General features: G+C 72.4%; 21 protein-coding genes and 1 pseudogene. 17 read left to right on the forward strand and 5 right to left on the reverse strand.

The features are described from left to right. Positions 1-32 precede the first annotated feature (32 nt). The 12 genes and pseudogenes from BFF78_RS23690 to BFF78_RS23740 all read left to right on the forward strand — a co-directional run bounded on the left by BFF78_RS23690 (position 33) and on the right by BFF78_RS23740 (position 14,336). Positions 33-1,154 (forward strand): lipid II:glycine glycyltransferase FemX, encoded by a 1,122-nt coding sequence (locus BFF78_RS23690; protein WP_069780233.1) that lies wholly within the window; start codon positions 33-35, stop codon positions 1,152-1,154. Between the two features lie 127 nt (positions 1,155-1,281). Further along, positions 1,282-1,377: pseudogene (locus BFF78_RS50190) on the forward strand (ATP-binding cassette domain-containing protein); the annotation flags it as partial. Between the two features lie 540 nt (positions 1,378-1,917). Continuing rightward, positions 1,918-2,859 carry an EamA family transporter gene (locus tag BFF78_RS23695; RefSeq protein WP_069783760.1) on the forward strand — a complete coding sequence of 314 codons (942 nt, stop codon included), beginning with the start codon at positions 1,918-1,920 and terminating at the stop codon, positions 2,857-2,859. 145 nt (positions 2,860-3,004) lie between these two features. Next, positions 3,005-3,799 carry a TIGR03084 family metal-binding protein gene (locus BFF78_RS23700; protein WP_069783761.1) on the forward strand — a complete coding sequence of 265 codons (795 nt, stop codon included), beginning with the start codon at positions 3,005-3,007 and terminating at the stop codon, positions 3,797-3,799. Beyond that, a complete protein-coding gene (locus BFF78_RS23705) occupies positions 3,796-5,472 on the forward strand; it encodes an acyclic terpene utilization AtuA family protein (RefSeq protein ID WP_069780234.1) in 1,677 nt (558 codons plus the stop codon). The genes BFF78_RS23700 and BFF78_RS23705 overlap by 4 nt, the downstream gene beginning before the upstream one ends. Further along, positions 5,469-7,067, forward strand: a complete 1,599-nt coding sequence (locus BFF78_RS23710) for an acyl-CoA carboxylase subunit beta (protein ID WP_069780235.1) — start codon at positions 5,469-5,471, stop codon at positions 7,065-7,067. The genes BFF78_RS23705 and BFF78_RS23710 overlap by 4 nt, the downstream gene beginning before the upstream one ends. An 8-nt stretch (positions 7,068-7,075) precedes the next feature. Then, positions 7,076-8,929 carry an acetyl/propionyl/methylcrotonyl-CoA carboxylase subunit alpha gene (locus tag BFF78_RS23715; RefSeq protein ID WP_069780236.1) on the forward strand — a complete coding sequence of 618 codons (1,854 nt, stop codon included), beginning with the start codon at positions 7,076-7,078 and terminating at the stop codon, positions 8,927-8,929. 7 nt (positions 8,930-8,936) lie between these two features. Continuing rightward, the gene (locus BFF78_RS23720; protein ID WP_069780237.1) at positions 8,937-10,097 is read left to right on the forward strand and encodes an acyl-CoA dehydrogenase family protein; all 1,161 of its coding nucleotides are present in this window, start codon (positions 8,937-8,939) and stop codon (positions 10,095-10,097) included. A 26-nt stretch (positions 10,098-10,123) separates the two neighbouring features. Further along, positions 10,124-11,695, forward strand: a complete 1,572-nt coding sequence (locus tag BFF78_RS23725; protein ID WP_069780238.1) for a 4-coumarate--CoA ligase family protein — start codon at positions 10,124-10,126, stop codon at positions 11,693-11,695. Further along, the gene (locus BFF78_RS23730) at positions 11,692-12,426 is read left to right on the forward strand and encodes an enoyl-CoA hydratase family protein (RefSeq protein ID WP_069780239.1); all 735 of its coding nucleotides are present in this window, start codon (positions 11,692-11,694) and stop codon (positions 12,424-12,426) included. The genes BFF78_RS23725 and BFF78_RS23730 overlap by 4 nt, the downstream gene beginning before the upstream one ends. A gap of 4 nt (positions 12,427-12,430) precedes the next feature. After that, a complete protein-coding gene (locus BFF78_RS23735) occupies positions 12,431-13,051 on the forward strand; it encodes a TetR/AcrR family transcriptional regulator (protein WP_069780240.1) in 621 nt (206 codons plus the stop codon). A gap of 250 nt (positions 13,052-13,301) precedes the next feature. After that, positions 13,302-14,336 carry an isopenicillin N synthase family dioxygenase gene (locus BFF78_RS23740; protein WP_069780241.1) on the forward strand — a complete coding sequence of 345 codons (1,035 nt, stop codon included), beginning with the start codon at positions 13,302-13,304 and terminating at the stop codon, positions 14,334-14,336. Positions 14,337-14,437: 101 nt separating this feature from the next. On the opposite strand, the gene BFF78_RS23745 is transcribed toward BFF78_RS23740, so the two are convergent. After that, on the reverse strand, positions 14,438-15,538 hold the full coding sequence (locus tag BFF78_RS23745; protein ID WP_069783762.1) for a citrate synthase 2: 1,101 nt from the start codon (positions 15,536-15,538) through the stop codon (positions 14,438-14,440). Between the two features lie 178 nt (positions 15,539-15,716). On the opposite strand from BFF78_RS23745, the gene pdxH reads away from it, so the two are divergent. Next, positions 15,717-16,403, forward strand: a complete 687-nt coding sequence (gene pdxH, locus BFF78_RS23750; RefSeq protein ID WP_069780242.1) for a pyridoxamine 5'-phosphate oxidase — start codon at positions 15,717-15,719, stop codon at positions 16,401-16,403. A gap of 407 nt (positions 16,404-16,810) precedes the next feature. Further along, a complete protein-coding gene (locus BFF78_RS23755; RefSeq protein ID WP_069780243.1) occupies positions 16,811-17,566 on the forward strand; it encodes an SIS domain-containing protein in 756 nt (251 codons plus the stop codon). Here BFF78_RS23755 and BFF78_RS23760 read toward each other — a convergent pair. After that, entirely contained in the window at positions 17,554-18,969 is a 1,416-nt protein-coding gene (locus BFF78_RS23760) for a PAS domain-containing protein (protein ID WP_069783763.1), read from the reverse strand. The two genes, BFF78_RS23755 and BFF78_RS23760, sit on opposite strands and share 13 nt — an antisense overlap. A gap of 280 nt (positions 18,970-19,249) precedes the next feature. On the opposite strand from BFF78_RS23760, the gene BFF78_RS23765 reads away from it, so the two are divergent. Continuing rightward, positions 19,250-19,942: a metal-dependent transcriptional regulator gene (locus tag BFF78_RS23765; protein ID WP_069780244.1), complete on the forward strand. Its 693-nt coding sequence runs from the start codon at positions 19,250-19,252 to the stop codon at positions 19,940-19,942. A gap of 334 nt (positions 19,943-20,276) precedes the next feature. Next, complete coding sequence (locus tag BFF78_RS23770; RefSeq protein ID WP_069780245.1) at positions 20,277-21,173, forward strand: alpha/beta fold hydrolase; 897 nt, start codon at positions 20,277-20,279, stop codon at positions 21,171-21,173. An 87-nt stretch (positions 21,174-21,260) separates the two neighbouring features. Here the strand turns inward: BFF78_RS23770 and BFF78_RS23775 are convergent, their stop codons facing one another. The 3 genes from BFF78_RS23775 to BFF78_RS23785 are packed head-to-tail and all read right to left on the reverse strand — an operon-like array spanning position 21,261 to position 24,320. Then, positions 21,261-22,847, reverse strand: a complete 1,587-nt coding sequence (locus tag BFF78_RS23775; protein WP_069780246.1) for a transporter — start codon at positions 22,845-22,847, stop codon at positions 21,261-21,263. Further along, on the reverse strand, positions 22,844-23,620 hold the full coding sequence (locus BFF78_RS23780) for an ABC transporter ATP-binding protein (RefSeq protein ID WP_069780247.1): 777 nt from the start codon (positions 23,618-23,620) through the stop codon (positions 22,844-22,846). Before BFF78_RS23780 ends, BFF78_RS23775 begins: the two co-directional genes overlap by 4 nt. Positions 23,621-23,654: 34 nt before the next feature. Next, positions 23,655-24,320, reverse strand: coding sequence for a bifunctional DNA primase/polymerase (locus BFF78_RS23785; RefSeq protein WP_069780248.1), 666 nt, complete (start codon positions 24,318-24,320; stop codon positions 23,655-23,657). A gap of 264 nt (positions 24,321-24,584) precedes the next feature. Between BFF78_RS23785 and BFF78_RS23790 the strand changes: the two genes are divergently transcribed. Beyond that, on the forward strand, positions 24,585-25,970 hold the full coding sequence (locus BFF78_RS23790; protein ID WP_069780249.1) for a tetratricopeptide repeat protein: 1,386 nt from the start codon (positions 24,585-24,587) through the stop codon (positions 25,968-25,970). Positions 25,971-26,046 lie beyond the last annotated feature (76 nt).

The raw sequence follows: 26,046 nt of genomic DNA on the forward strand, positions 1-26,046 counted from the left end.
GGAGAAGAAAAGGTGATCTTCAAGGAGCGTGCATGACTCTCACCGTCCGGTCCATCACCCGTGCCGAGCACCTCGCCTTCGTGGCGGGCCGTCCGTCCGCCAGCCATATGCAGGTGCCGTCATGGGGGGAGGTGAAGCCGGACTGGAGGGCGCGGAGCCTGGGCTGGTTCGAGGGGGACGGGCGGCTCGTCGGGGCCGGGCTGGTGCTGCTCAGGCCGCTGCCCAAGCTGAAACGGTATCTGGCCTATCTGCCGGAGGGGCCGGTCATCGACTGGGACTCGCCCGAGCTGCAGCGCCTGCTGCAGCCGATGCTCGGGTATCTCAAGGAACAGGGCGCCTTCTCGGTGAAGATGGGCCCGCCCGTGGTGGCCCGGCGCTGGAGCCCCGAGGCGGTCAAGGCCGCGATCGCCGACCCGGACCTGCACCGGCTGCGGGACGTGCCGCCGACCTCGTCCGAGCCGGGTGCCGCGGACCTGGCCGACCGGCTGCGCCGGATGGGCTGGCGGCAGTCCGAGCCCGGTGGTGAGGAGGGCTTCGCCGCCGGACAGCCCCGGTATGTCTGCCAGATTCCGTTCGCCGGACGGTCGTTGGACGACATCCACCGGGGGCTGAACCAGCAGTGGCGGCGCAACATCAAGAAGGCCGAGAAGGCGGGCGTGAAGATCGTCCGGGGTGGTTACGAGGACCTGCCCGCCTTCTACGAGCTGTACGCCGAGACCGCCCGGCGCGACCGGTTCATCCCGCGCCCGCTGCCGTACTTCCAGCGCATGTGGACCGCGCTCGCCGCCGAGGACCCCGACCGGATGCGGCTGTACCTCGCCCACCACGAGGGTGACGTCCTCGCCGCGGCCACGATGCTGACCGTCGGCGGGCACGTCTGGTACTCCTACGGCGCCTCCACCGCCCGCAAGCGCGAGGTGCAGCCCAACAACGCGATGCAGTGGCGCATGATGTGCGACGCCCACGAACTCGGTGCGCACGTCTACGACTTCCGGGGCATCACCGACACCCTGGAGGAGTCCAACCACCTCCTCGGCCTGCTCCGCTTCAAGGTGGGCGCGGGCGGTGAGGCGGTGGAGTACGTCGGCGAGTGGGACTTCCCGCTGAACCGCCTGCTGCACAAGGCACTTGACGTCTACATGGGCCTGCGCTGAGGGTTTTTGGGGGCTCGTTCGGCGTGTCCCGCCCCCGCCCCCGCCGAAGCCCAAGAAGAAGCACGCGCCGAAGCCGCTGCCCAATCCGCTGCCCGGCCGGGATCACTGATCCGACGCTAACACCCGGGTCGGCCCCCACTCGGCCCGCCTCTCCGGCGGCCGGCTCCAGCGCCTGGCCATCGCCCGCGCCCTCCTGCGCGACGCGCCCGTCCTGGTCCTGGACGAGCCGACGGCGGGCCTGGACGCGATGGCCGCCCGTCGCGTGGTCAAACCCCTGCGCCGTCTGATGACCGGCCGTACGACGATCACGATCACCCGCGACCTCGACCTCGCCCCCGACGCCGACCGCATCCTCGTCGTCGACCGCGGCCGCATCGTCGAGACCGGCCGCCACGACGAACTCCTCGCCCGCGGCGGGGCGTACTCCCGGCTGCACCGCTCGCAGAACAACGCGGTGATGGACACCGGCGAGCTGCGCATGCCGCTGTGGGAGACCCGGAGTCCGGCACCGGCGTACGAGCAGGCGCCGCAGTACCGGCAGCAGTACCGGCCGCAGTACGGCTACGGCCCCTACGCGGCCCCGTCTCCGACTCCCGCCCCCTCTTCCGCGACGAGGAGGCCTGGCTGGGCATCTGATGGGCGGACGCCGGGATCCCAGCATCCGGGACAGTGCCGTAAAGGGTTCACGCACCTGTCAAAGTCCATTACCCTGGACCTGGTAGTCCATCGAGATGAACGAATCCGATCAAGCACAGGACCGCCCGTGACCGCCACCTCCAGCACCGCCAAGCCGACCCCGGTCACCCCTGCGCGGGGCCCGCGCCGCTTCGGCTCGCCCGGTTCGCTCGGCCCGGTGGGCCTGGTGCTGGCCGGCGGCATCTCGGTCCAGTTCGGCGGGGCGCTCGCGGTGACCCTGATACCGAGGGCCGGCGCACCGGGCGTCGTCACCCTCCGCCTCCTCGCGGCGGCCGTGGTCCTCCTCGTGGTCTGCCGCCCCCGGCTGCGCGGCCACTCGCGCGCCGACTGGGGCACGGTGATCGCGTTCGGCATCGCGATGGGCGCGATGAACGGCCTCTTCTACGAGGCGGTCGCCCGCATCCCGCTCGGTCCGGCGGTCACCCTGGAGGTGCTCGGCCCGCTGGCCCTGTCCGTCCTGGCCTCCCGCCGGGCGATCAACGCGCTGTGGGCGGCCCTGGCCCTGCTCGGCGTCTTCCTGCTGGGCGGCGGAGGCTTCAGCAGCCTCGACCCCATAGGTGTCGGATTCGCCCTGGGTGCCGGCGCCATGTGGGCGATCTACATACTCTTCAGCGCCCGTACGGGCCGCCGCTTCCCCCAGGCGGACGGACTGGCCCTGGCCATGGCGGTGGCGGCCCTCCTGTTCCTCCCCGTAGGCATCGTCTCGGCAGGCAGCCGCCTCCTGAACCCCGCCACCCTCGCCCTCGGCTCGGCGGTCGCCCTGCTCTCCTCGGTCCTCCCCTACACCCTCGAACTGCTGGCCCTGCGCCGCCTGCCCGCCTCCACGTTCGCGATCCTGATGAGCCTGGAACCGGCGATAGCGGCCACGGCCGGCTTCCTGATCCTCGGCCAGTCCCTGTCGCTGACGGAGGCGGGGGCCATCGCCCTGGTCATCGCGGCGAGCATCGGCGCGGTACGGACCCAGGTGGGCCGGGGCAAGGCCCGGGTGGAGCCGGTTCCGGAGGCTTGACGGGCCGGCTTGACGGGCCGGCCTGACACCTGTGTGCCTGTGCGACCCGGACCGCCCGCTCCGCCTGGTCACCCGTGACCACGGCAAGCGCAAATTCATGCAAGCACGCTTGATTGTTTCTGCCCCCACTGCCATGCTCACCCCCATGGCCGACCCGACGCCCGTCATCGACGACCTGCGTGCCGAGAGCGAGGAACTCGACCTGCTCGTGGCCGAGTTGAGCCCCGAGCAGTGGGCACTGCCCACCCCCGCGCCCGGCTGGAGCGTGGCCCACCAGATCGCGCACCTCGCCTGGACCGACCGCTCGGCGCTGCTCGCCGTCACCGACGTGGACGCCTTCCACGTACTGGTCGAAAAGGCACTCGCCGCCCCCGACTCCTTCGTGGACGAGGGCGCTGAGGAGGGCGCCCGGCGCACACCCGCCGAGCTGCTGTCGACCTGGCGCGAGGGGCGCACCGCCCTCGACCGGGCCCTGCGCAACTCCCCGCCCGGCGCCCGTTTCCCCTGGTACGGCCCGCCCATGTCGGCCGCCTCCATGGCCACCGCCCGGCTCATGGAGACCTGGGCTCACAGCCTGGACATCGCCGACGCCCTGGGTGTGGTCCGAACCCCCACCGACCGGCTCAGGCATGTGGCCCGGCTCGGGGTCCGTACCCGCGACTTCGCCTACACCGTCCACCAGCTCACCCCTCCCGCCGAGGAGTTCCGCGTCGAACTCACCTCACCCACGGGCGAGGTGTGGGCGTACGGGCCCGAGAGCGCGACCCAGCGTGTCACCGGGCCCGTCCTCGACTTCTGCCTCCTCGTCACCCAGCGCGCCCACCGGTCCGACCTCGCCCTGACCGCCGTCGGCCCGGACGCCGACCGCTGGCTGGACATCGCCCAGGCCTTCGCGGGCCCGCCCGGCAGCGGCCGCCCGCCGAAGGAGGACCCGGCGTGACCAGCCTGCGCATCGGCAACTTCTCCGGCTTCTACGGCGACCGCTTCGATGCCCTGCGCGAGATGCTGACCGGCGGCGAGGTCGACGTCCTCACCGGCGACTACCTCGCCGAACTCACCATGCTGATCCTCGCCCGCGACCGGCTGAAGGACCCCGGCGCCGGTCATGCCCGCACCTTCCCGCGCCAGCTGGAGGACTGCCTGGGTCTCGCCCATGAGCGCGGCGTGAAGATCGTCACCAACGCGGGCGGACTCGATCCGGCCGGACTCGCCGCTTCCGTGCGGGAGTTGGCCGACCGGCTCGGCATCCCGGTCCGCGTCGCCCACGTCGAGGGCGACGACCGCACCGCCGCGCACCCCGGCACCCTCGCCGCCCACGCCTACCTCGGCGGCTTCGGCATCGCCGAGTGTCTGCGGGCCGGCGCGGACATCGTCGTCACCGGGCGCGTGACCGACGCGGCCCTCGTCACCGGGCCCGCCGCCGCCCACTTCGGCTGGGGCCCCACGGACCACGACCGGCTCGCGGGCGCGGTCGTCGCCGGGCATGTGCTGGAGTGCGGGACGCAGGCCACCGGCGGGAACTACGCGTTCTTCCAGGAGGGGGACGTACGCCGGCCGGGCTTCCCGCTCGCCGAGATCCACGCCGACGGCAGCAGCGTCATCACCAAGCACCCCGGCACCGGCGGCCTGGTCGACATCGGCACGGTCACCGCGCAGCTGCTGTACGAGACCGGCGGCGGGCGGTACGCCGGGCCCGATGTCACCGCCCGGCTGGACACCGTACGGCTGAGCCAGGACGGACCGGACCGGGTGCGGATCGAGGGCGTACGCGGCGAGGCGCCGCCGCCGGCCCTGAAAGTCGGGCTGAACCGGCTCGGCGGCTTCCGCAACGAGGTCGTGTTCGTCCTCACCGGGCTCGACATCGAGGCCAAGGCGAGCCTGGTGCGGGCCCAGCTCACCGACGCCCTCGCCAAGTCGCCGCCCGCGGACGTGCGTTGGGAGCTCGTCCGCACCGACCGGGCCGACGCCGACACCGAGGAGACCGCGAGCGCCCTGCTGCGGCTCGTCGTACGGGACGCGGACGAGCGGGTCGTCGGGCGCGCGCTGAGCGGGGCCGCCGTGGAGCTGGCGCTGGCCAGCTATCCCGGCTTCCATGTGCTGTCCCCACCGGGGAAGGGCTCGCCTTATGGGGTCTTCGAGGAGGTGTACGTCCCCCATGGCGCCGTAGACCATAGGGCCGTCCTCCACGACGGACGCCGTATCCCTGTGGCGCCGCCCCAGCAGACCCGGCCCCTGGACGCCGTACCGGAGCCGGCCCTTCCGCAGCCCCTGCCGCCCGGACCGACCCGCCGCGCGCCCCTCGGCCTGGTCGCCGGGGCCCGCAGCGGCGACAAGGGCGGGAACGCCAACGTCGGCGTCTGGGCCCGTACCGACGAGGCCTGGCGGTGGCTCGCGCACGAGCTGACCGCCGAAAGGTTCCGGCAGCTGATCCCCGAGAGCCGGGAGCTGCCCGTCACCCGGCATCCGCTGCCGAACCTCCGCGCGGTCAACTTCGTCGTCGAGGGCATCCTCGGCGCGGGCGTCGCCGCGCAGGCCCGCTTCGACCCGCAGGCCAAGGCCCTCGGCGAATGGCTGCGCTCCCGCCACCTGGACATCCCGGAGGCCCTGCTGTGACCGTCCTGACCTCGGCCCTGGATCCGGCCGGCCCCGACCACCGCGCGCACCGCGAGGCCATGCTCGCCAAGCTCGCCGAACTCGACGCCGAGCACGCCAAGGCGCTCGCGGGCGGCGGCGAGAAGTACGTCCGACGGCATCGCGAGCGCGGCAAGTTGCTCGCCCGCGAGCGCATCGAGCTGCTCCTCGATCCCGACACGCCGTTCCTGGAGCTGTCCCCGCTGGCCGCCTGGGGGAGCGACTACACGGTCGGCGCCTCGCTCGTCACCGGCATCGGTGTCGTCGAGGGCGTGGAGTGCCTGATCACCGCCAACGACCCGACCGTACGCGGCGGCGCCAGCAACCCCTGGTCGCTGAAGAAGGCCCTGCGCGCCAACGACATCGCCCTCGCCAACCGGCTGCCCTGCATCTCCCTGGTGGAGTCGGGCGGTGCGGATCTGCCGTCCCAGAAGGAGATCTTCATCCCGGGCGGCGCGATCTTCCGCGACCTCACCCGCCTCTCGGCCGCCGGAATCCCGACCGTCGCGGTCGTCTTCGGCAACTCCACCGCCGGCGGCGCCTACATCCCCGGCATGTCCGACCACGTGATCATGGTCAAGGAGCGGGCGAAGGTCTTCCTCGGCGGACCGCCGCTGGTGAAGATGGCCACCGGCGAGGAGAGCGACGACGAGTCCCTGGGTGGCGCGGAGATGCACGCGCGCGTGTCGGGCCTCGCCGACTACTTCGCCGTCGACGAGCCGGACGCCCTGCGCCAGGCGCGCCGCGTGGTCGCCCGGCTGGGCCACCGCAAGGCGTACCCGGATCCCGGCCCCGCCGAGCCGCCCAAGTACGACCCGGAGGAGCTGCTGGGCATCGTCCCCGGTGACCTCAAGACCCCCTTCGACCCGCGCGAGGTCATCGCCCGGATCGTCGACGCCTCCGACTTCGACGAGTTCAAGCCGCTGTACGGGACCAGCCTGGTGACCGGCTGGGCGGCCCTGCACGGCTACCCGGTCGGCATCCTGGCCAACGCCCAGGGCGTGTTGTTCAGCGCGGAGTCGCAGAAGGCCGCCCAGTTCATCCAGCTCGCCAACCAGCGCGACATCCCGCTGCTCTTCCTGCACAACACCACCGGCTACATGGTCGGCAAGGAGTACGAGCAGGGCGGCATCATCAAGCACGGCTCGATGATGATCAACGCGGTCGGCAACAGCCGGGTCCCGCACCTGTCCGTGCTGATGGGGGCGTCGTACGGCGCCGGGCACTACGGCATGTGCGGGCGCGCCTACGACCCCCGGTTCCTGTTCGCCTGGCCCAGCGCCAAGTCCGCCGTCATGGGCCCACAGCAGCTCGCCGGTGTGCTGTCGATCGTCGCCCGGCAGTCGGCGGCGGCGAAGGGGCGGCCGTACGACGAGGACGCGGACGCCGCCCTGCGCGCGATGGTGGAGCAGCAGATCGAGTCCGAGTCGCTGCCGATGTTCCTGTCCGGGCGGCTGTACGACGACGGCGTCATCGACCCGCGCGACACCCGCACCGTCCTAGGCCTGTGCCTGTCCGCCCTCCACACCGCGCCCTACGAGGGCGTGCGCGGCGGCTTCGGCGTCTTCCGGATGTGAGGCATCACGTGATTACGACACTGCTCGTCGCCAACCGGGGCGAGATCGCCTGCCGGATCATCCGCACCTGCCGTGAGTTGGGTATCCGGACGGTCGCCGTGCACTCGGACGCCGACGAGAACGCGCTCCACGCGCGCGTGGCCGACACGGCGGTACGGCTGCCGGGCGCGGCGCCCGCCGAGACGTATCTGCGCGGCGACCTGATCGTGAAGGCCGCCCTCGCGGCCGGCGCGGACGCTGTGCACCCCGGCTACGGCTTCCTCTCCGAGAACCCCGGCTTCGCCCGCGCGGTCCTCGACGCCGGTCTGACCTGGATCGGCCCGCCCCCTGAGGCCATCGAGGCGATGGCGTCCAAGACCCGCGCGAAGGACCTGATGGGCATCGCGTCCCTCGCCGAAGCCGACGTCACCGAGGCCGACCTGCCGGTGCTGGTGAAGGCGGCCGCCGGCGGCGGGGGGCGCGGGATGCGGATCGTGCGCCGCCTTCAGGAGCTGCCCGGCGCGCTGAAGGCCGCGCGCGCCGAGGCCGCGAGCGCCTTCGGCGACGGCGAGGTCTTCGTGGAGCCGTACCTGGAGCACGGCCGCCATGTCGAGGTGCAGATCCTCGCCGACACCCACGGCACGATCTGGCCGCTCGGCACCCGCGACTGCTCCCTCCAGCGCCGCCACCAGAAGGTCATCGAGGAGGCCCCGGCACCCGGACTCTCCGAGGCGCTCACCGAGGACATGTACGCGCTGGCCGTACAGGCCGTGTGCGCCGTCGCCTACGTGGGCGCGGGCACCGTCGAGTTCCTGGTCGCCGACGGCCGCGCGCACTTCCTGGAGATGAACACCCGCCTCCAGGTCGAACACCCCGTCACCGAGGCGGTGTTCGGCATCGACCTGGTCGCCGAGCAGATCCGCGTCGCGGAGGGCCACGCCCTCGAAAAGGACCCGCCACGCGCGCGTGGCCACGCGATCGAGGCCCGCCTGTACGCCGAGGACCCCGCCCGCGACTGGGCCCCGCAGACCGGCACCCTGCACCACCTCGCCGTACCGGCCGGCGTACGCCTGGACACCGGCTACACCGACGGCGACACCATCGGCGTCCACTACGACCCGATGCTCGCCAAGCTCGTCGCCCACGCGCCCACCCGCACGGAGGCGATCCGCCGGCTCGCGGGCGCACTGGAGCGAGCCGAAGTGCACGGCCCGGTCACCAACAGGGACCTCCTCGTACGCTCCCTGCGCCACGAGGAGTTCACCGGCGGCCGTATGGACACCGGCTTCTACGACCGCCACCTCGCCGAACTGACCCGGCCGGCCCCCGACCCCTACGCCCCCCTGGCCGCCGCCCTCGCCGACGCCCACGCCCGCTCCCGGTTCGGCGGCTGGCGCAACCTGCCCTCGCAGCCGCAGGTCAAGCGGTACGCGATGGCGGGGGAGGAGCACGAGGTGCACTACCGGCACACCCGGCAGGGCCTCGCCGCCGACGGAGTCCGGGTCGTGCACGCCGACGCACATCTGGTCGTCCTCGAAGTGGACGGTGTGGAACGCCGGTTCACGGTGTCCGCGTACGGCGACGAGATCCACGTCGGCTCCACCCGCCTCACCGCCCTGCCCCGCTTCCCCGACCCCACCGCCCAGCTGGCACCGGGCTCCCTGCTGGCCCCGATGCCGGGCACGGTCGTACGCGTTGCCGAGGGCCTTCAGGAGGGGGCGGCCGTCCAGGCGGGCCGGCCCCTGATCTGGCTGGAGGCGATGAAGATGCAGCACCAGATCTCGGCGCCGGTCACCGGAACGCTCAGCGCCTTGCACGTCAGGACCGGCCAGCAGGTCGAGCCGGGCATGTTGCTCGCCGTAGTGCAGGAAACCTCTTCTTAGGAGCCTCATGACCGCCGTCATCGAATCCGAAGAGCACAAAGCCCTCCGATCCGCCGTGGCCGCCCTCGGCAAACGCTACGGCCGCGACTACCTGGTCCAGACCGTAGCCGCGGGCAAACCCCCCACCGAACTCTGGTCCGACGCGGGCAAACTCGGTTACCTGGGCGTCAACCTCCCCGAGGAGTACGGCGGCGGAGGAGGCGGCATCACCGAACTCTCCATCGTCCTCGAAGAGCTGGGCGCGGCGGGCTCGCCGCTGCTCATGCTCGTGGTCTCCCCCGCCATCTGCGGCACGGTCATCTCCCGCTTCGGCACCGAGGCCCAGAAACGGACCTGGCTCCCCGGGATCGCCGACGGCACCCGCCTCATGGCCTTCGGCATCACCGAACCCGACGCCGGGTCCAACTCCCACCGCATCACCACCACGGCGCGCCGCGACGGCACCGACTGGCTCCTCACCGGCCGCAAGGTCTTCATCTCCGGTGTCGACATGGCCGACGCCGTCCTGATCGTCGGCCGTACCGAGGACGCCCGCACCGGACGCCTCAAGCCCTGCCTGTTCATCGTCCCGACGGACGCCGAGGGCTTCCGGAAGCGGCCGATCGACATGGAACTGGGCGCCGCGGAGAAGCAGTTCGAGCTGGTCCTGGACGACGTACGGCTGCCCGCCGACGCGCTCGTGGGCGACGAGGACGCCGGTCTGCTGCAGCTGTTCGCCGGGCTCAACCCCGAACGCATCATGACGGCGGCCTTCGCCATCGGGATGGGCCGCTACGCGCTCGCCAAGGCGATCGAGTACGCCCGCGACCGCACCGTGTGGAAGACCCCGATCGGCGCCCACCAGGCCATCGCCCACCCCCTGGCGCAGGCGCACATCGACCTGGAGCTGGCCCGGCTGATGATGCAGAAGGCGGCCCATCTCTACGACGCCGGCGACGACATCGGCGCGGGCGAGGCCGCGAACATGGCCAAGTACGCGGCGGGGGAGGCCTGCGTGAAGGCCGTGGACCAGGCCGTGCACACCCTCGGCGGCAACGGGCTCACCCGCGAGTTCGGGCTCGCCTCGCTGATAACGGCCGCGCGCGTGGCTCGTATCGCCCCGGTGAGCCGGGAGATGATTCTGAACTACGTCTCCCATCAGACCCTGGGCCTGCCCAAGTCGTACTAGGTGGCCGCGACCGCACTGGAGGAACCGTGTTCCGCAGCGAGTACGCAGACGTTCCGCCCGTAGAACTCCCCATCCACGAGGCCGTCCTGGGCCGTGCCGCCGAGTTCGGCGCGCGTCCCGCCCTCATCGACGGCACGGACGGCACCACCCTCACGTACGAGCAGGTGAACCGGTTCCACCGGCGCGTCGCCGCCGGTCTCGCCGACGCGGGCGTCCGCAAGGGCGACGTCCTCGCCCTGCACAGCCCCAACACCATCGCCTTCCCGACCGCCTTCTACGCGGCCACGCGCGCGGGTGCCTCCGTCACCACGGTGCACCCGCTCGCCACGCCCGAGGAGTTCGCGGGGCAGCTCGACGACAGCGGCGCGCGCTGGATCGTCACCGTCTCACCCCTGCTGGAGACGGCCCGCCGCGCCGCCGAACTGGTCGGCGGGATACGGGAGATATTCGTCTGCGACAGCGCCCCCGGGCACCGCTCGCTCATCGACATGCTCGCCACCACCGCCCCCGAGCCGCAGCTCGCCTTCGACCCGGCCGAGGACATCGCCGCGCTGCCGTACTCCTCCGGCACCACCGGCGTCCCCAAGGGCGTGATGCTCACCCACCGGCAGATCGCCACCAACCTCGCCCAGCTGGAGCCCGCCGTCCCGACGACGCAGGACGAGCGCATCCTCGCCGTCCTGCCGTTCTTCCACATCTACGGGCTCACCGCCCTGATGAACGCGCCGCTGCGCAAGGGCGCCACGGTCGTCGTCCTGCCCCGCTTCGACCTGGAGACCTTCCTCGCGGCCATCGAGACCCATCGCATCACCGGCCTGTACGTCGCCCCGCCGATCGTCCTGGCCCTCGCCAAGCATCCGGCGGTCACCCGGTACGACCTCTCCTGCCTGAAGTACGTGCTGAGCGCCGCCGCCCCGCTGGACGCCCGGCTCGCCCGCGCCTGCGCCGACCGGCTCGGCCTGCCCCCGATCGGCCAGGCCTACGGCATGACGGAACTGTCCCCCGGCACCCACGTCGTCCCCCTCGACCGGCTGCACGACGCCCCCGCCGGCACCGTCGGCAGGCTGATCGCCGGTACCGAGATGCGCATCGTGTCCCTGGACGACCCCGGCAAGGACCTCGGCACCGGCGAGTCCGGCGAGATCCTGATCCGCGGCCCCCAGGTGATGAAGGGCTACCTCGGCCGCCCCGACGCCACCACCGCCATGATCGACACCGAGGGCTGGCTGCACACCGGGGACGTGGGGCACGTCGACGAGGACGGCTGGCTGTTCGTCGTGGACCGGGTGAAGGAACTCATCAAGTACAAGGGCTTCCAGGTGGCCCCGGCCGAACTGGAGGCCCTGCTGCTCACCCACCCCGGCATCGCCGACGCCGCCGTCGTCGGCACCTACAACGACGACGGCAACGAGGTCCCGCACGCCTTCGTGGTCCGCCGGGCCGATGCCGCCGAACAGCCGACGGAGAACGAGATCATGCTGTACGTCGCCGAACGCGTCGCCCCCTACAAACGCGTCCGCCAGGTCACCTTCATCGACACCGTCCCACGCGCCGCCTCCGGCAAGATCCTGCGCCGGGAACTCCGGGAGCTGACGTGACGTCGATCAGCCGCACGCGCGCGCGTGCCGTCGAAACCCTCAGCCTCGACTCCCCCGACACCCGCAACGCGCTCTCGGCGGCCCTCGTGTCCGAGCTCGCGAGCGCCCTCGCCGACTGCGGCAAGGACCCGGACGTCCGGGCCGTCGTCCTCACCCACACCGGCACCACCTTCAGCGCGGGCGCCGACCTGCGCGACCCCCCGCCCCCGGACGCCCTGGCCGGCCTGCTCCGGCAACTCGTCGAGCTCCCGAAGCCGGTCGTCGCCCGGATCACCGGGCACGTCCGCGCGGGCGGCCTCGGCCTGCTCGCCGCCTGCGACATCGCCGCCGCCTCCACCGCGGCCACCTTCGCCTTCACCGAGGTCCGCATCGGCGTCGCCCCCGCGGTGATCTCCCTGCCGGTCCTTGCGCGCACCGACCCCCGCGCCCTGGCCCGCTACTACCTCACCGGCGAACGCTTCGACGCGCCGGAAGCCGTACGCCTGGGTCTTCTCACGACGACGGCCGACGACGTCGACGAGGCCCTCGCCCCGCTCCTCGACGGCCTGCGCCGCTCCGCCCCGCAGGCCCTGGCCGAGACGAAACGGCTGCTCACGGCTAGGGTGCTGGAGACATTCGACCGGGACGCGGCGGACCTGACCGCCCTCTCGGCCCGGCTGTTCGCCTCCGACCAGGCCCGGGAGGGGATGACGGCCTTCCTGGAAAGACGGGACGCGGCATGGGTGGTGTGACCGGATGAGCACGACGGCGGAACACGGCCCTGTGCCCAGGGAGCGCGACCGCGCGCCCAAGCAGGACCGCAGCCGGGCCACCCGGCAGCGGCTCCTGGAGGCCGCCGTGGCCTGCCTGGCCGAACACGGCTGGGCGGGCTCCACCGTCGCCGTCGTCGCCGAACGCGCCGGCGTCTCCCGGGGCGCCGCCCAGCACCACTTCCCGACCCGCGAGGACCTGTTCACCGCCGCCGTCGAGTACGTCGCCGAGGAACGCTCCACCGCCCTCAGGGCCCTCTTCCCGGCCGGCCCCGGCGACCGCCGTGCCGTCGTCGCCGCCCTGGTCGACCTCTACACCGGCCCCCTCTTCCGCGCCGCCCTGCACCTGTGGGTCGCCGCCTCCAACGAGGACCAGCTCCGCGCCCCGGTGACCGAGCTGGAGGCCCGCGTCGGCCGCGAGACGCACCGCATCGCCGTGGAACTCCTCGGCGCCGACGAGTCCCGCCCCGGCGCCCGCGAGACCGTCCAGGGCTTCCTGGACATGGCCCGCGGCCTCGGCCTCGCCAACCTCCTCACCGACGACACCACCCGCCGCGAACGGGTCGTCGCCCAGTGGGCCGACCTGCTGGACACGGCACTGGGCTGACGGCCCCACCCCGTCCCCGGCCATGACCCGGGCCACATCCGTACTCCGCGGGCCGCAGTACCCTTGCCGCATGCCTCCGATGCTCGTTCGCCGCCGCCACGTGGACTACGTGCGCGTCACGAGCATGGGCTGTCGGCCTTCGGCCTGATTCAGCCCCTTTTTTCTCCCTCTTCTTACGGCATCCTGGGCGGCGCCGCCCCACCCTCGGCGGCCTTCTGCCCATGGCCCACACACCCTCGTGGACGCACCCATGACGACGTACACCGCGACGACCCCGTCGTACGACCAGCTGCCCATCATCGACCTGTCGGCTGCCGACCGCGGCCCCCAGGCCCGAGCCCTGCTCCACGCCCAGCTGCACAGCGCCGCCCACGACGTGGGCTTCTTCCAGCTCGTCGGGCACGGCGTGACCCCGGCCGAGACCGACGCGCTGCTCACCGCCATGCGCGCCTTCTTCGCCCTCCCCGAGGCCGACCGGCTCGCCCTGGACAACATCAACTCGCCCCATTTCCGCGGCTACACCCGCACCGGCGACGAACGCACCGCCGGCGCCCGCGACTGGCGCGACCAGCTCGACATCGGCGCCGAACGCCCCGCCCGCATCCCCGGCCCCGGCGAACCCCCGTACTGGTGGCTCCAGGGCCCCAACCAGTGGCCCGCCGCCCTCCCCGAGCTGCGCACGGCGGCCCTGGCCTGGATCGACAGGCTGAGCGCGGTGGCCGAACGCCTCCTGCACGAACTGCTCACCGCCATCGGCGCCCCGGCCGGCTTCTACGACCCCATCTTCGGCGACCGGGCCCACCCGCACCTGAAGCTGGTCCGCTACCCCGGCAGCGCGGCCGACGGCACCGACCAGGGAGTGGGCGCCCACAAGGACTACGGCTTCCTGACCCTGCTCCTGCAGGACACGGTCGGCGGCCTCCAGGTCCACCGCGAGGACGGCCTCTTCCACGACGTCCCGCCCCTTGCGGGCGCCTTCGTGGTCAACCTCGGCGAACTCCTGGAAGTCGCCACCAACGGCTACCTTCTGGCCACCAACCACCGCGTGGTGAGCCCACCCGGAGCGACGGAACGCTTCTCCGTGCCGTTCTTCTACAACCCGCGCCTGGACGCGCGGGTGGAGCCGCTGCCGTTCCCGCACGCCTCGAAGGCCCCCGGCATCACGACCGACCCCTCGAACCCCCTGTACGCCGAGTACGGCTACAACGAACTCAAGGGCAAGCTCAGGGCGCATCCGCTGGTGGCAGAACGGCACCATGGGAACCTGATGACACCGGCGGCATGAATTCCTTGGGGGCGCGGGCCGTGTCTGATGTGCGGCTCCGCCGCGTGGGCGCGAGGAACCACGACGCACCCGCAGTCGCCCACGCGCCCCAAGCACCCCTCTCAGTGGGCGATGTCCGCGTACCCCTCGATGTCCTGCGGACTACGCGCCCCCGGCCCCACATACCGGGCAGACGGCCGCACCAGCCGCCCCGTGCGCTTCTGCTCAAGGATGTGCGCAGACCACCCGGCCGTACGGGCGCACGTGAACATCGACGTGAACATGTGCGCCGGCACCTCGGCGAAGTCCAGCATGATCGCGGCCCAGAACTCCACGTTGGTGGCGAGCACCCGATCGGGCCGACGGCTGTGCAACTCCTCCAGCGCGGCCTTCTCCAGGGCCTCGGCCACCTCGAACCGCGGAGCGCCCAGCTCCCGCGCCGTACGCCGCAGCACCCGCGCCCGCGGGTCCTCGGCCCGGTACACCCGGTGCCCGAACCCCATCAGCCGCTCACCCCGGTCCAGGGCGCCCTTGACGTAGGCCTCCGCGTCCCCGGTCCGCTCGATCTCCTCGATCATCCCGAGCACCCGCGACGGCGCACCCCCGTGCAGCGGCCCGGACATCGCCCCGACCGCCCCGGACAGCGCGGCGGCGACATCCGCCCCGGTGGAGGCGATCACCCGCGCCGTGAAGGTCGACGCGTTCATCCCGTGCTCGGCGGCGGAGGTCCAGTAGGCGTCCACGGCCGCCACGTGCTTGGGATCCGGTTCGCCCCGCCAGCGGATCATGAACCGTTCCACCACGGAGCTCGCCTTGTCGATCTCCCGCTGCGGCACCATCGGCAGCCCCTGCCCGCGCGCGGACTGGGCCACGTACGACAGCGCCATGACGGCGGCCCGCGCCAGATCGTCCCGCGCCTGCCGCTCGTCGATGTCGAGCAGCGGCTTCAGCCCCCACACCGGGGCCAGCATGGCGAGCGCCGACTGCACGTCCACGCGGATGTCACCGGAGTGGACCGGAATCGGGAACGGCTCGGCGGCCGGCAGCCCGGGATTGAAGGCCCCGTCGACCAGCAGCCCCCACACGTTCCCGAACGAGACATGACCGACGAGATCCTCGATGTCGACGCCCCGATAGCGCAGGGCGCCGCCCTCCTTGTCCGGCTCGGCGATCTCCGTCTCGAACGCGACGACTCCCTCGAGTCCGGGTACGAAATCGGACATCAGGCGGCTCCTCGTGATGTGGTCGGCGGCGGTCACCCCGGTGATGCCCCGATCGGCCGGTGGTCATCCGGTGCTCAGTCAACCCGCGGGGGAACCAGCACGATAACCCCCAGTGTCATCCTTGGGGAGTCCGTACGACACCGAGTGCCAGTGGCGTTCGATACGGCAAGATGACCGCGTGACCGACCGCGAACCCCTCCTGGACCCCGTCCTCGACCCCGCCGCCATGCGCAAGCAGTACCGGGCGGAGGGTCTCGCCGAACAGGACCTCGCCACGCACCCCATGGACCAGTTCGCCCGCTGGTTCGAGGACGCCGCCCGGGCGGCGCTGCACGGCACGATCTACGAACCCAACGCGATGGTCGTCTCCACGGCGGACGCGACGGGCCGCCCCAGTTCGCGCACGGTCCTGATGAAGCAGTTCGACACCGAGGGCTTCGTCTTCTACACCAACTACGACTCCCGCAAGGCCCGCGACCTCGCCGAGAACCCGCACATCTCGCTGCTCTTCCCCTGGCACCCGCTGGCCCGCCAGGTCATCGTCACCGGCACCGCCCGCCGCACCGGCCGCGACGAGACCGCCGCCTACTTCCGCACCCGCCCGCACGGCTCCCAGCTCGGCGCCTGGGCCAGCGCCCAGTCGACGGTGATCGCCTCCCGTACCGAACTGGACACCGCCTACGCCGAACTCCAGGCCCGCTACCCCGAGGACGAACAGGTCCCGGTCCCCCCGCACTGGGGCGGCTTCCGCATCGCCCCGCAGACCATCGAGTTCTGGCAGGGCCGGGAGAACCGCCTCCACGACCGCCTGCGGTACGTCGCCCAGCCGGGCGGCACCTGGAAGGTCGAGCGCCTCGCCCCCTGAAAGCATGGGGCCCGCACACGCAGACGACCCGCGGGCTGGGTTCCTCAAGGAGGAGCCGGCCGGACGTACCGGCAGCCCGCGGGTCGGGTGACTGCTTGGGATTGGGGCCGGCTGCACGCCGCTGTCGCGTGCTGGTCCGGCACCGCACTTGGTGTGGTGGCGGACCGCTAGCCCGCAGCCACCTCACGCGTCCGGTTCTCATACATCTGCCGAACCACCTCCCTTCTCGTGTACCGCCACCCTAAAAAGCCGACGGGAGGTGCTCAAGTGTTTTTTTGAAGTCGCCGACCGACCGGTTCCGGCCGCCCACGGCAGGGGGCACCCGACAAGCACCCCGACCGTATTGACACCGCACTGGTCCAGACCGCACCGTGATCCGCGACACAGACGCTGCGAAGGGGCACCGCATGAGCGACGGCACGGCTGCCGACCTGTTCTTCGACGCCGCGATCGGCCTGCTGCAACGGGTCCGTGAGGAGGAGGCCGGGCCGATCGCCGCGGCCGGCACCCTGCTCGCCGACACCGTCGCCGCCGGCGGCCGCCTGTTCGCCTTCGGCGCCGGGCACTCGTCCCTGGCCGCCCAGGACGTCGTCTACCGCGCCGGCGGCCTCGCCCTGATGAACCTGCTCGCGGTGCCCGGCGTCGTCGGCGTCGACGTCACCCCGGCCACCCTCGGCTCCGCCCTCGAACGTGTCGACGGCCTCGCGAGCGCCGTCCTCGACACCTCCCCCCTCCGTGCCGGCGACGCCCTGGTGATCATCTCCCTCTCCGGCCGCAACGCCCTGCCCGTGGAGATGGCCCGGGGCGCCCGCGCCCTGGGCGTGAAGGTCATCGGCGTCACCTCGGTCGCCTACGCCGCCGAGACCACGTCCCGGCACGCCTCGGGCACGTTCCTGAAGGACCACTGCGACATCGTCCTGGACTCGAAGATCGCCGTCGGCGACGCGGAACTCACCCTCGACACCATCCCGGCGCCCTTCGCCCCCGCCTCCACGGTCGTCACCAGCGCCCTGATGCAGGCCGTCATGGCGACCACCGCCGCCGTCCTCGCCGACCGGGGCATCGAACCCCCGCTGCTGCGCTCCGGGAACGTCGACGGCGGCCACGAGTGGAACGGCCGCGTGCTGCGGGAGTACGGCGACCGGATCTTCTACCGGCGCTGAGCCCCCTCGGGCCCCTTCTCGTCCCGCACCGCGTCCGCCAGGTCCAGCGCCGCCGCGATACGGACCGCCACGTCCTCCGCGTAGGCCGTGTCGGACCGCTCGAAGCGGCTGCGGCCTGAGCCGCGCAGGAACGTCACCACGCCCAGCGTCCGCCCCCGGCTGCGCAGCACCGCGCACAGGGCGTGCACCGCGTCGCCGGGCCACTGCCGGGCCAGCGCCCACTCCCGGGCCGCCTGCGCCGGTACCGACCCGGCGTCCGCGCGCACCACCCCGGCCCGCTCCACGCACTGCAGCGCCGGATGGCCCGGTTCGTAGCGCACGGGCAGCCCGGCCGCGCCCGTGAGCAGGCTCGGCCCCGGCGCTCCGGCGGGCGTCGCGGCAAGCCGTACCAGCCGTACGGCCGCCTCCTCGTCCTGCGTGCGCGGGGCCGGCACCACGCGGTCGATCAGCGCGTGGTCGGCGAAGCCGGCGAGGGCGAAGTCCAGGTGGACGGTGGCCGCCTCGGCCGGGTCCTCGCACTCGGCGGCGGCCCGTGCGGCGCGGTGCAGCTGGTTGGTACGGAAGCGCAGCAGCGCCGCCTCCTGCTCGCCCTGCTTGGCCTCGGTGACGTCCTGGAACAGCCAGCCGACGCCGAGCGGCACCGGTTCCTCCGCGAGCGGCGAGGCCAGCCGTACGAACCCGCTGCGCCAGCAGCGCCGTTTCTCGCCCTCGCGGGTGCGCACGGTCACCCACATCTCGGCGGGCGCCGGCGGCGCGCCCTCGGACAGCACATGGGTGAGCGCGGCCTCCAGCTCCTCCACGCCCTGCGCGAGCAGTTCGCCGAGCGGCCTGCCCAGCGCGGACGTGCGCCCGATCCCGAGGGCCCGGGCCGCGTGCGCGTTGACGACGGCGGGCCGCAGGTCGGCGTCGATGAGGACGACTCCCCAGGCGGCGTCCTCGAACAGCGCCTCGCTCAGCGCGATCGACCGTTCCAGATCGATCTGTGCGTGCACCTCGCTGAACGCGCAGTACACCCCGGCCGGCTTTCCGTCGGGCCCGCGTACGGCGGCGGACTGGGTCCGTACGAGCACCCGCCCGCCGTCCTTCGTGACCAGCGCGAACTCGTGCACCTGGCGTCCGGGCGCGTGCATCGCCGACATCAGCCCGGCCCGCACCTCCTCGGCGTCGGCACTGCGCACCGCCCACCCGGCGAACCCGTGCCGCCCGACCGCCTCGGCGGCCGTCCAGCCGAGGATCCGCTCGGCCTCGCGGTTCCAGTGCGTGACGACCCCGTCGGCGTCGAAGGCGCACAGGGCCGCGTCCATGCCGTCGAGCAGCGCGGCGAGCAGATCGGATCCCCCGGACTCACCGGGCTCGTCCGGCCCCAGCTCATCGGTGGTCCCACTCCGCCGGGAAGCACTCACCTGGACCCCCTGCAGGCTGCGTCGGCGTCGCATGCGGCGCGCGGTTCGCTCACTGGCCTTCATTCAACTGGAACGTGACTCAGCCCACATACTGTTCCCGCAAGATTGAAGGAATCAATGCTCTGAGCCTCGCCGGGAACCCGTACCCGGCAGTGGTCGGTACATCCCCTGCCGGCCCCCGTTTCCCGCGGGGCCCCCGCTTGTCAGTGGGATCCGGCAGAATTGATGCCAGGGCCAGCGCACGCGCCGGGCTGCCGGCAGAGGTAATCGAGGGGCACGTATGTCCGGACTGATCGACACCACGGAGATGTATCTCCGCACCATCCTCGAGCTCGAAGAGGAAGGCGTCGTCCCCATGCGCGCCCGCATCGCGGAGCGGCTCGACCAGAGCGGGCCGACGGTGAGCCAGACGGTGGCGCGGATGGAGCGCGACGGGCTCGTCTCCGTCGCCAGCGACCGGCACCTGGAGCTGACCGACGAGGGCAGGAGGCTCGCCACGCGCGTGATGCGCAAGCACCGGCTGGCCGAGTGTCTCCTCGTCGATGTGATCGGCCTGGAGTGGGAGCAGGTGCACGCGGAGGCCTGCCGCTGGGAGCACGTGATGAGCGAGGCCGTGGAGCGCCGCGTGCTGGAGCTGCTGCGGCACCCGACCGAGTCGCCGTACGGCAACCCGATCCCGGGTCTGGAGGAGCTGGGCGAGAAGGACGGCGCCGACCCGTTCCTGGACGAGGGCATGGTCTCGCTGGCCGACCTGGACGCGGGCGCGGACGGCAAGACGGTCGTCGTCCGCCGTATCGGTGAGCCGATCCAGACGGACGCGCAGCTGATGTACACGCTGCGGCGCGCGGGCGTGCAGCCCGGCTCCGTGGTGAGCGTGACGGAGTCGGCCGGCGGTGTCCTGGTGGGCAGCGGCGGCGAGGCGGCCGAGCTGGAGGCGGACGTCGCCTCCCATGTGTTCGTCGCCAAGCGCTGAGCAGAGAGGGCCCCGGCGCCTTGTGGCGCCGGGGCCTGTCCTCCCCTGTGCTGACCCGGAGCCCCGAGCTCCCAGGGTCATTCCCCTCGGACCGTTTTTCCCCGAGCGGTCCGCCTCCCGCCAGAAGAGATCCCCTCGGTGGCGGCGATCATTCCTCGAGGGGTGTCACTCGAATGAGGGGTGTTGTCCGCGGAGACGGATTTTTCGAATGGACATTCGATAGATTCGCTACTCTCTGCGGCGGCAGGACGAGTACGTCAGCGACAGCAGCGAGTACGAGCGAGTACGGCAGTACACCGGTACGAGGCAGGCGGAGCTGGGGGGTGCCAGGCCCATGGCACGGCGTATCGACGTGACGGGAGCGGGCGGGGTGCGCCTGGCCGCCTGGGAGTTCGCCGACCCTCCCAAGACGGGACCCGACGAGGCGGACGGCCGGGCGGACGCGGCGCCCGGCGCTCCTGGCGTGCTGTTACTGCACGGCCTGATGGGCCGTGCCTCCCACTGGGCCTCGACCGCCCGCTGGCTCGCCGCCCGTCACCGCGCCGTCGCCCTCGACCAGCGCGGTCACGGCCAGAGCGAGAAGCCCCCACAGGCCGCCTACACCCGAGAGGCGTACGTCGAGGACGCCGAGGCCGCGGTCGAGCAGCTCGGCCTCGCCCCCGCGCTCCTCATCGGCCACGCCATGGGCGCGCTGACCGCCTGGCAGCTCGCCGCGAAGCGCCCCGATCTGGTGCGGGGCCTGATCATCTGCGACATGCGGGCCTCCGCGTTGGGCGCCGCCTCGCAGCGGGAGTGGGCGGCCTGGTTCCAGGCCTGGCCCGCCCCCTTCGCCACGCTTGCCGACGTACGCAAGTGGTTCGGTGCGGACGATCCTTGGGTGGAGCGGCCGCATCCCGCCCGGGGGGCGTTCTATGCCGAGGTGATGCACGAGTGCGAGGACGGATGGCGGCCGGTCTTCGAGCCGGAGCAGATGCTCAGGTCCCGTGAGACGTGGGTGTACGACGCGCACTGGGAGGAGCTGGCCCAGGTGCGGTGCCCGACGCTGGTGGTGCGGGGGGTGGACGGGGAGCTGGGGCGGGCGGAGGCGCAGGAGATGGTGCGGGTGCTGCCGGCCGGTGAGTACGCGGAGGTTTCCGATGCCGGGCACCTTGCGCACTATGAGCTGCCGTCGGCTTGGCAGGGGGCTGTCCAGCCGTTTCTTGACCGGGTGCTCGGGGATGTGAGCGCGTGAGAGCCTGCCGGGCCGGTGATGCGTCGGCGGGTGCGGCCTGGTGGGTGGTTCTCGCGCAGTTCCTCGCGCCCCTTGGGCACGTCCCCCTCAGCCCTTGCTGACAGCCGCAAGGATCTCGGGCAGCCGTGCCGCTGTCCTCGGAGCCGCCAAGCGCAGGCCCGCAAGGGTCAGGCCTGCGCCGTACGCCGCCCCCACCGGCAGCAGCACCCACCGCCAGTCCGCCCCGTCCGCGCTCACGTGGAGCCAGATGGTGAGGGCGAGGACGGGGGAGCACAGGAGGGCCGCCGACACCATGCCGCCGAAGATCGAGATCCAGGCGAGTCCTGCCTGGCCCGGGGCGACGTTCTTGTGGCCCTCCTGGGGGATGGAGTAGGGGAAGCGGGCCGAGGTCCAGGCGCCGGTCGCCAGCATCGCACCGAGGAGTGCGAAGGACAGGCCCAGCACCTCCGGCAGCCGGGACCAGGCGCCCAGCAGGGCCGTGGTCACCGTGGTCACGAGCGCCGCGTACGGCAGGGTGATCAGCAGCAGGGCCAGGGCGCGGCCGCGCAGCTCGGCGTAGGCGTCCCGGGGCGAGGAGATGGTCATGGCCACCATCCAGAACGCGGAGGTGTCCTGCCCGAACTGGTTGTACATCTGGATGCCGAGCATCCCGGCGGCGAAGCACGCGAAGTAGATCGACCCGGTGCCCTGCAGCGCGTTGAACACCGGCACGATCAGCCCGATCGCCAGCGAGGTCACCCAGGCGGCCTTGGTCTTCGGATCCCGCCAGATGTAGCGCAGGCTGCGCTCCATGACCGTTCCCGTGCGGTCCTGCGGCAGCAGCCGGGCGAGTCCGCCGGCCGAGCGGCTGCGGTCCCCGGCGTCGACGGGCTGCAGCGTGGACTGGTCGGGCGCGGTCATCAGCCGGGTGAGGCTGCGGGCCCACGCGACGATCACGAGCATCAACCCGGCCGCCGTCAGCGCGAGTTGGGCGACCGCGATGCCGTACGACCCCTCGCTCGCCGCGCGCACCGCCGCCACGGCCGACGCCGGCGGCACCCAGGACAGCACGTCCGCGACCGGCTGCAGCCGCCCGAGCCCGGCCGAACCCAGCTGCCGCGCGCCGAAGTTGACCAGCTGTGCCCCGACCGCGATCACCAGCCCGCTCAGCACGGCCAGATCGCGGCCCTTCCTGCTGCTCAGCAGCCGTACGTTGGCCGTGGCGACGGCCCGCGCCAGCGCCACGCAGAACAGCAGGGCGAGGACGACGGCGAGGACCGCCACGACGGCGCCCGCCGCCCCGTGCGCGACGGCCAGCGCGCAGCCCGCCAGCACCAGCAGCGTGAACAGCGGGCCGGTGCCGACCAGGGAGGCCGCGAGCAGCGCCCGGACCAGCGGCCGGGGCCGCAGCGGGAGCATCACCAGCCGGGTCGCGTCCAGCGTCTCGTCGCCGGTCGGGAAGAACAGCGGCAGCACCGCCCAGCCCAGCGCCAGAACGGCCGTACCCGGTACGGCGATCGTGTCGGCGTGCGTGTGCCCGCGCAGCAGAAGCAGACCGAGCAGCTGGGACAGCGCGAACAGCACCGCGAGGACGGCCGACACGACGAACGCGGCCCGCCGGCCGCCGGACTGCCGCAGCCCGCCCCGCAGCAGCGACAGTTTCAGCCGTACGACGGTGGAGGTGAGGCTCGTCATCGGGCCGCCCCGCCGCCCAGCCAGTCCAGATCGGACCCGGTGTCCCGGCCGCTCGCCCCGACCAGCTCCAGGAACGCCGTCTGCAGGGTCGGATGTGTGCCGCGTACCTCTGCCAGCGCTCCGGTGGCGCGGATCCGTCCCGCCGCCATCACCGCCACCCAGTCGCACAGCGACTCGACCAGCTCCATGACGTGGGAGGAGAAGACGACGGTGGCGCCGGAGGCCGTGTACCGCTCCAGGACGCCCCGGATGGTCTGCGCGGACACCGGGTCGACGCCTTCGAACGGCTCGTCCAGGAAGAGGACCTCGGGGTTGTGCAGGAGCGCGGCGGCGAGCCCGATCTTCTTGCGCATGCCGGTGGAGTAGTCGACGACGAGCTTGTGCTGGGCCCCGGCCAGGTCGAGGACGTCCAGCAGCTGTGCGGCCCGTTTGTCGACCTCGGCGCCGGGCAGCCCGCGCAGCCGCCCCGAGTACCCGAGCAGCTCCCGGCCCGACAGCCGCTCGAACAGCCGCAGTCCCTCGGGAAGGACGCCGATCCTCGCTTTGACGGCCACGGGATCGCGCCACACGTCCTGACCGACGACCTCGACGGTGCCGTCATCGGGTCGCAGCAACCCGGTCACCATGGACAGGGTGGTGGTCTTCCCGGCCCCGTTCGGCCCGACCAGCCCGATGAACTTACCGGCGGGCAGCTCCAGATCGATCCCGCCGACGGCGACCTGCTGCCCGAACTGTTTCCAGAGTCCACGCACGCGTACTGCGACTTCGGTCATGCATGCACAGTACGGGGCGCGGCGTACCGCGCGGTTACCGGTCCCTACCGCACGCGTAGGCCAGTGGCGAGATCAACTCCTCGGCATCCGGCAACCACCGATTGGCCGGCGTGGGCCGGCAGGCCCACTGCACGGCGCCCCGGGACCCGAACCGCGTCGGAGGAGCAGCCACGTACGCCCCCTCGCCCAGCGCCACCAGGTCAAGGGACGACAGCGCCCACCCGAGCTTGCGCACCAGATCCGGCACCTTCGCGGAGCCGCCCGGCAGCACGAAGAACTGCATCCGCCGGTCAGGAGCGAGCGTGACCGGCCCCAAGGTCAACTCCATCCGCTCCATACGGGCGAGCGCCAGAAACCCCGCACTCTCCGGGACGGACAACGCGTCGAACGTCCGCCCCGTGGGCAACAGGATCGACGCCGTGGGCTGCTTCTGCCACATCCGGCGTGCGACGGTCGCGCTGCCGGTCGCCTGCGTGGGCCAGTCGGGGCGCGTGGGATGCGCCCCCGGCGCAGGGCAGGAGGCGTCGCCGCAGGAGCAGCGCTGCCTTCCGTCGACCGCTTCCAGCCAGGTGCCCGGGAACACGTCCCAGTGCCGTTCCTCGGCGTAGCGTACGGCGGCCTCCAGCAGCGATTCCCCGCGCTGCTGCGGAATCTGACCGGCAATCTGAGTGTTTGCGGCGCCCGCGATCGTCTCTTCCACGCCCCACTCAACTCTCCCATCCACCTGGAGTTACGGCTGTAGCGCGCGCGGGGGAGGAGCATCGATTCCGCAATCGGGGCGCATGGGTGCACGAGTGGGGGCGCGCGGGGGAAGCGGGGCGTGGGGTGGGTAGCCAGGGGTGGGATTGCCAACCGTCTTACCCCGGCAAACCGCATATGTCGCGCATTGACGGTATGTCAAATGGGCAGTGATCTTCCTGTCCTGATCGTCTGCTCCAGGGGATCGCACAACAGGGGGTTGCACATGGCCGCACGGCCTCTCGTGGCGAGGCAGCCGAACGAACGGCTGCAGGCACTCATCCAGGAAGCGGGGTGCTCGAACGCCGGGCTGGCCCGGCGGGTCAACATGTGCGGCGCCGAGCACGGGCTCGACCTGCGCTACGACAAGACGTCCGTGGCCCGCTGGCTGCGTGGACAGCAGCCACGGGGCCGAGCTCCGGCGATCATCGCGGAGGCGCTCGGGCGCAAGCTCGGCCGTACGGTCACGATCGACGAGATCGGCATGGCCAACGGCAAGAACCTCGCCTCGGGGGTCGGTCTCCAGTTCTCGCCGACGGTACTGGGGGCCATCGAGCAGGTCTGCGAGCTGTGGCGCAGCGACGTGGGACGGCGGGACTTCCTGTCCGGCTCCTCCGTCGCCGCCTCCGCGCTGGTCGAGCCCAGCCGCGACTGGCTGATCTCGGCGCCGGACGCCCAGGTGGCCCGGCAGGCGGGCCCGCGGGTGGGCCAGGCCGACGTGGCGGCCGTACGGTCCATGACGCAGGCGCTGACCGAGCTGGACCACCAGTTCGGCAGCGGGCATGTGCGCCCGGTGGTCGTGCACTACCTCAACAGCGTCGTCTCCGGGCTGATCGCGGGCTCGTACCGGGAGACGGTGGGGCGGGAACTGTTCGCGGCGGTCGCCCGGTTGACCGAGCTCGCCGGGTACATGGCCGTGGACACCGGTCAACCGGGGCTGGCCCAGCGGTACTACATCCAGTCGCTGCGGCTCGCGCAGGCCTCCGGGGACCGCGGATACGGCGGTTACGTCCTCGCCGCGTCCATGAGCCACCTCGCCGCCCAGCTCGGAAACCCGCGCGAGATCGCCCAGTTGGCGCGGGCGGCGCAGGAGGGGGCGCGGGGGCACGCGACCCCGCGCGTGGAGGCCATGTTCCACGCGGCCGAGGCACGCGGGCACGCCCTGCTCGGCGACGTACGCGCGGCGCAGGCGTCCACCGGGCGCGCGGTGACGGCGATGGAGCAGGCGGACGACTCCTCCGGCGACGACCCGGTGTGGATCCGGCACTTCGACGAGGCGTATCTGGCCGACGAGTTGGCGCACTGCGCCCGCGATCTCGGGCAGTCCGAGCAGGCCGCCCGGTACGCCGAGCAGTCGCTGGCCGGGCATCCCGAGTCCCGGGCCCGCCGGCGCGCCATCGGCTATGTGCTGCTCGCCACGGCCCAGGTGCAGCAGCGGGAGATCGAACAGGCCTGCAGTACCGGCCTGAAGGCGGTGGAGCTGCTGGAGACGCTCCGCTCCAACCGGGGCGCCGAGTATCTGGAGGATCTCCAGCAGCGCCTGGAACCCTTCCGGGAGGAGGCGGTGGTACGGGAGTTCGGGGCGCGCCTCGATCTCCAGCAGGCCGCGTGAACGCCGGCCCCGCGGCCGGGTGAACGCGCGGCGAACGGCATCCGGAGGTGCCAAGGGCGCGGCAGGATGCCATATA

The organism is Streptomyces fodineus (assembly GCF_001735805.1).
Classification (GTDB): Bacteria; Actinomycetota; Actinomycetes; order Streptomycetales; family Streptomycetaceae; genus Streptomyces; species Streptomyces fodineus.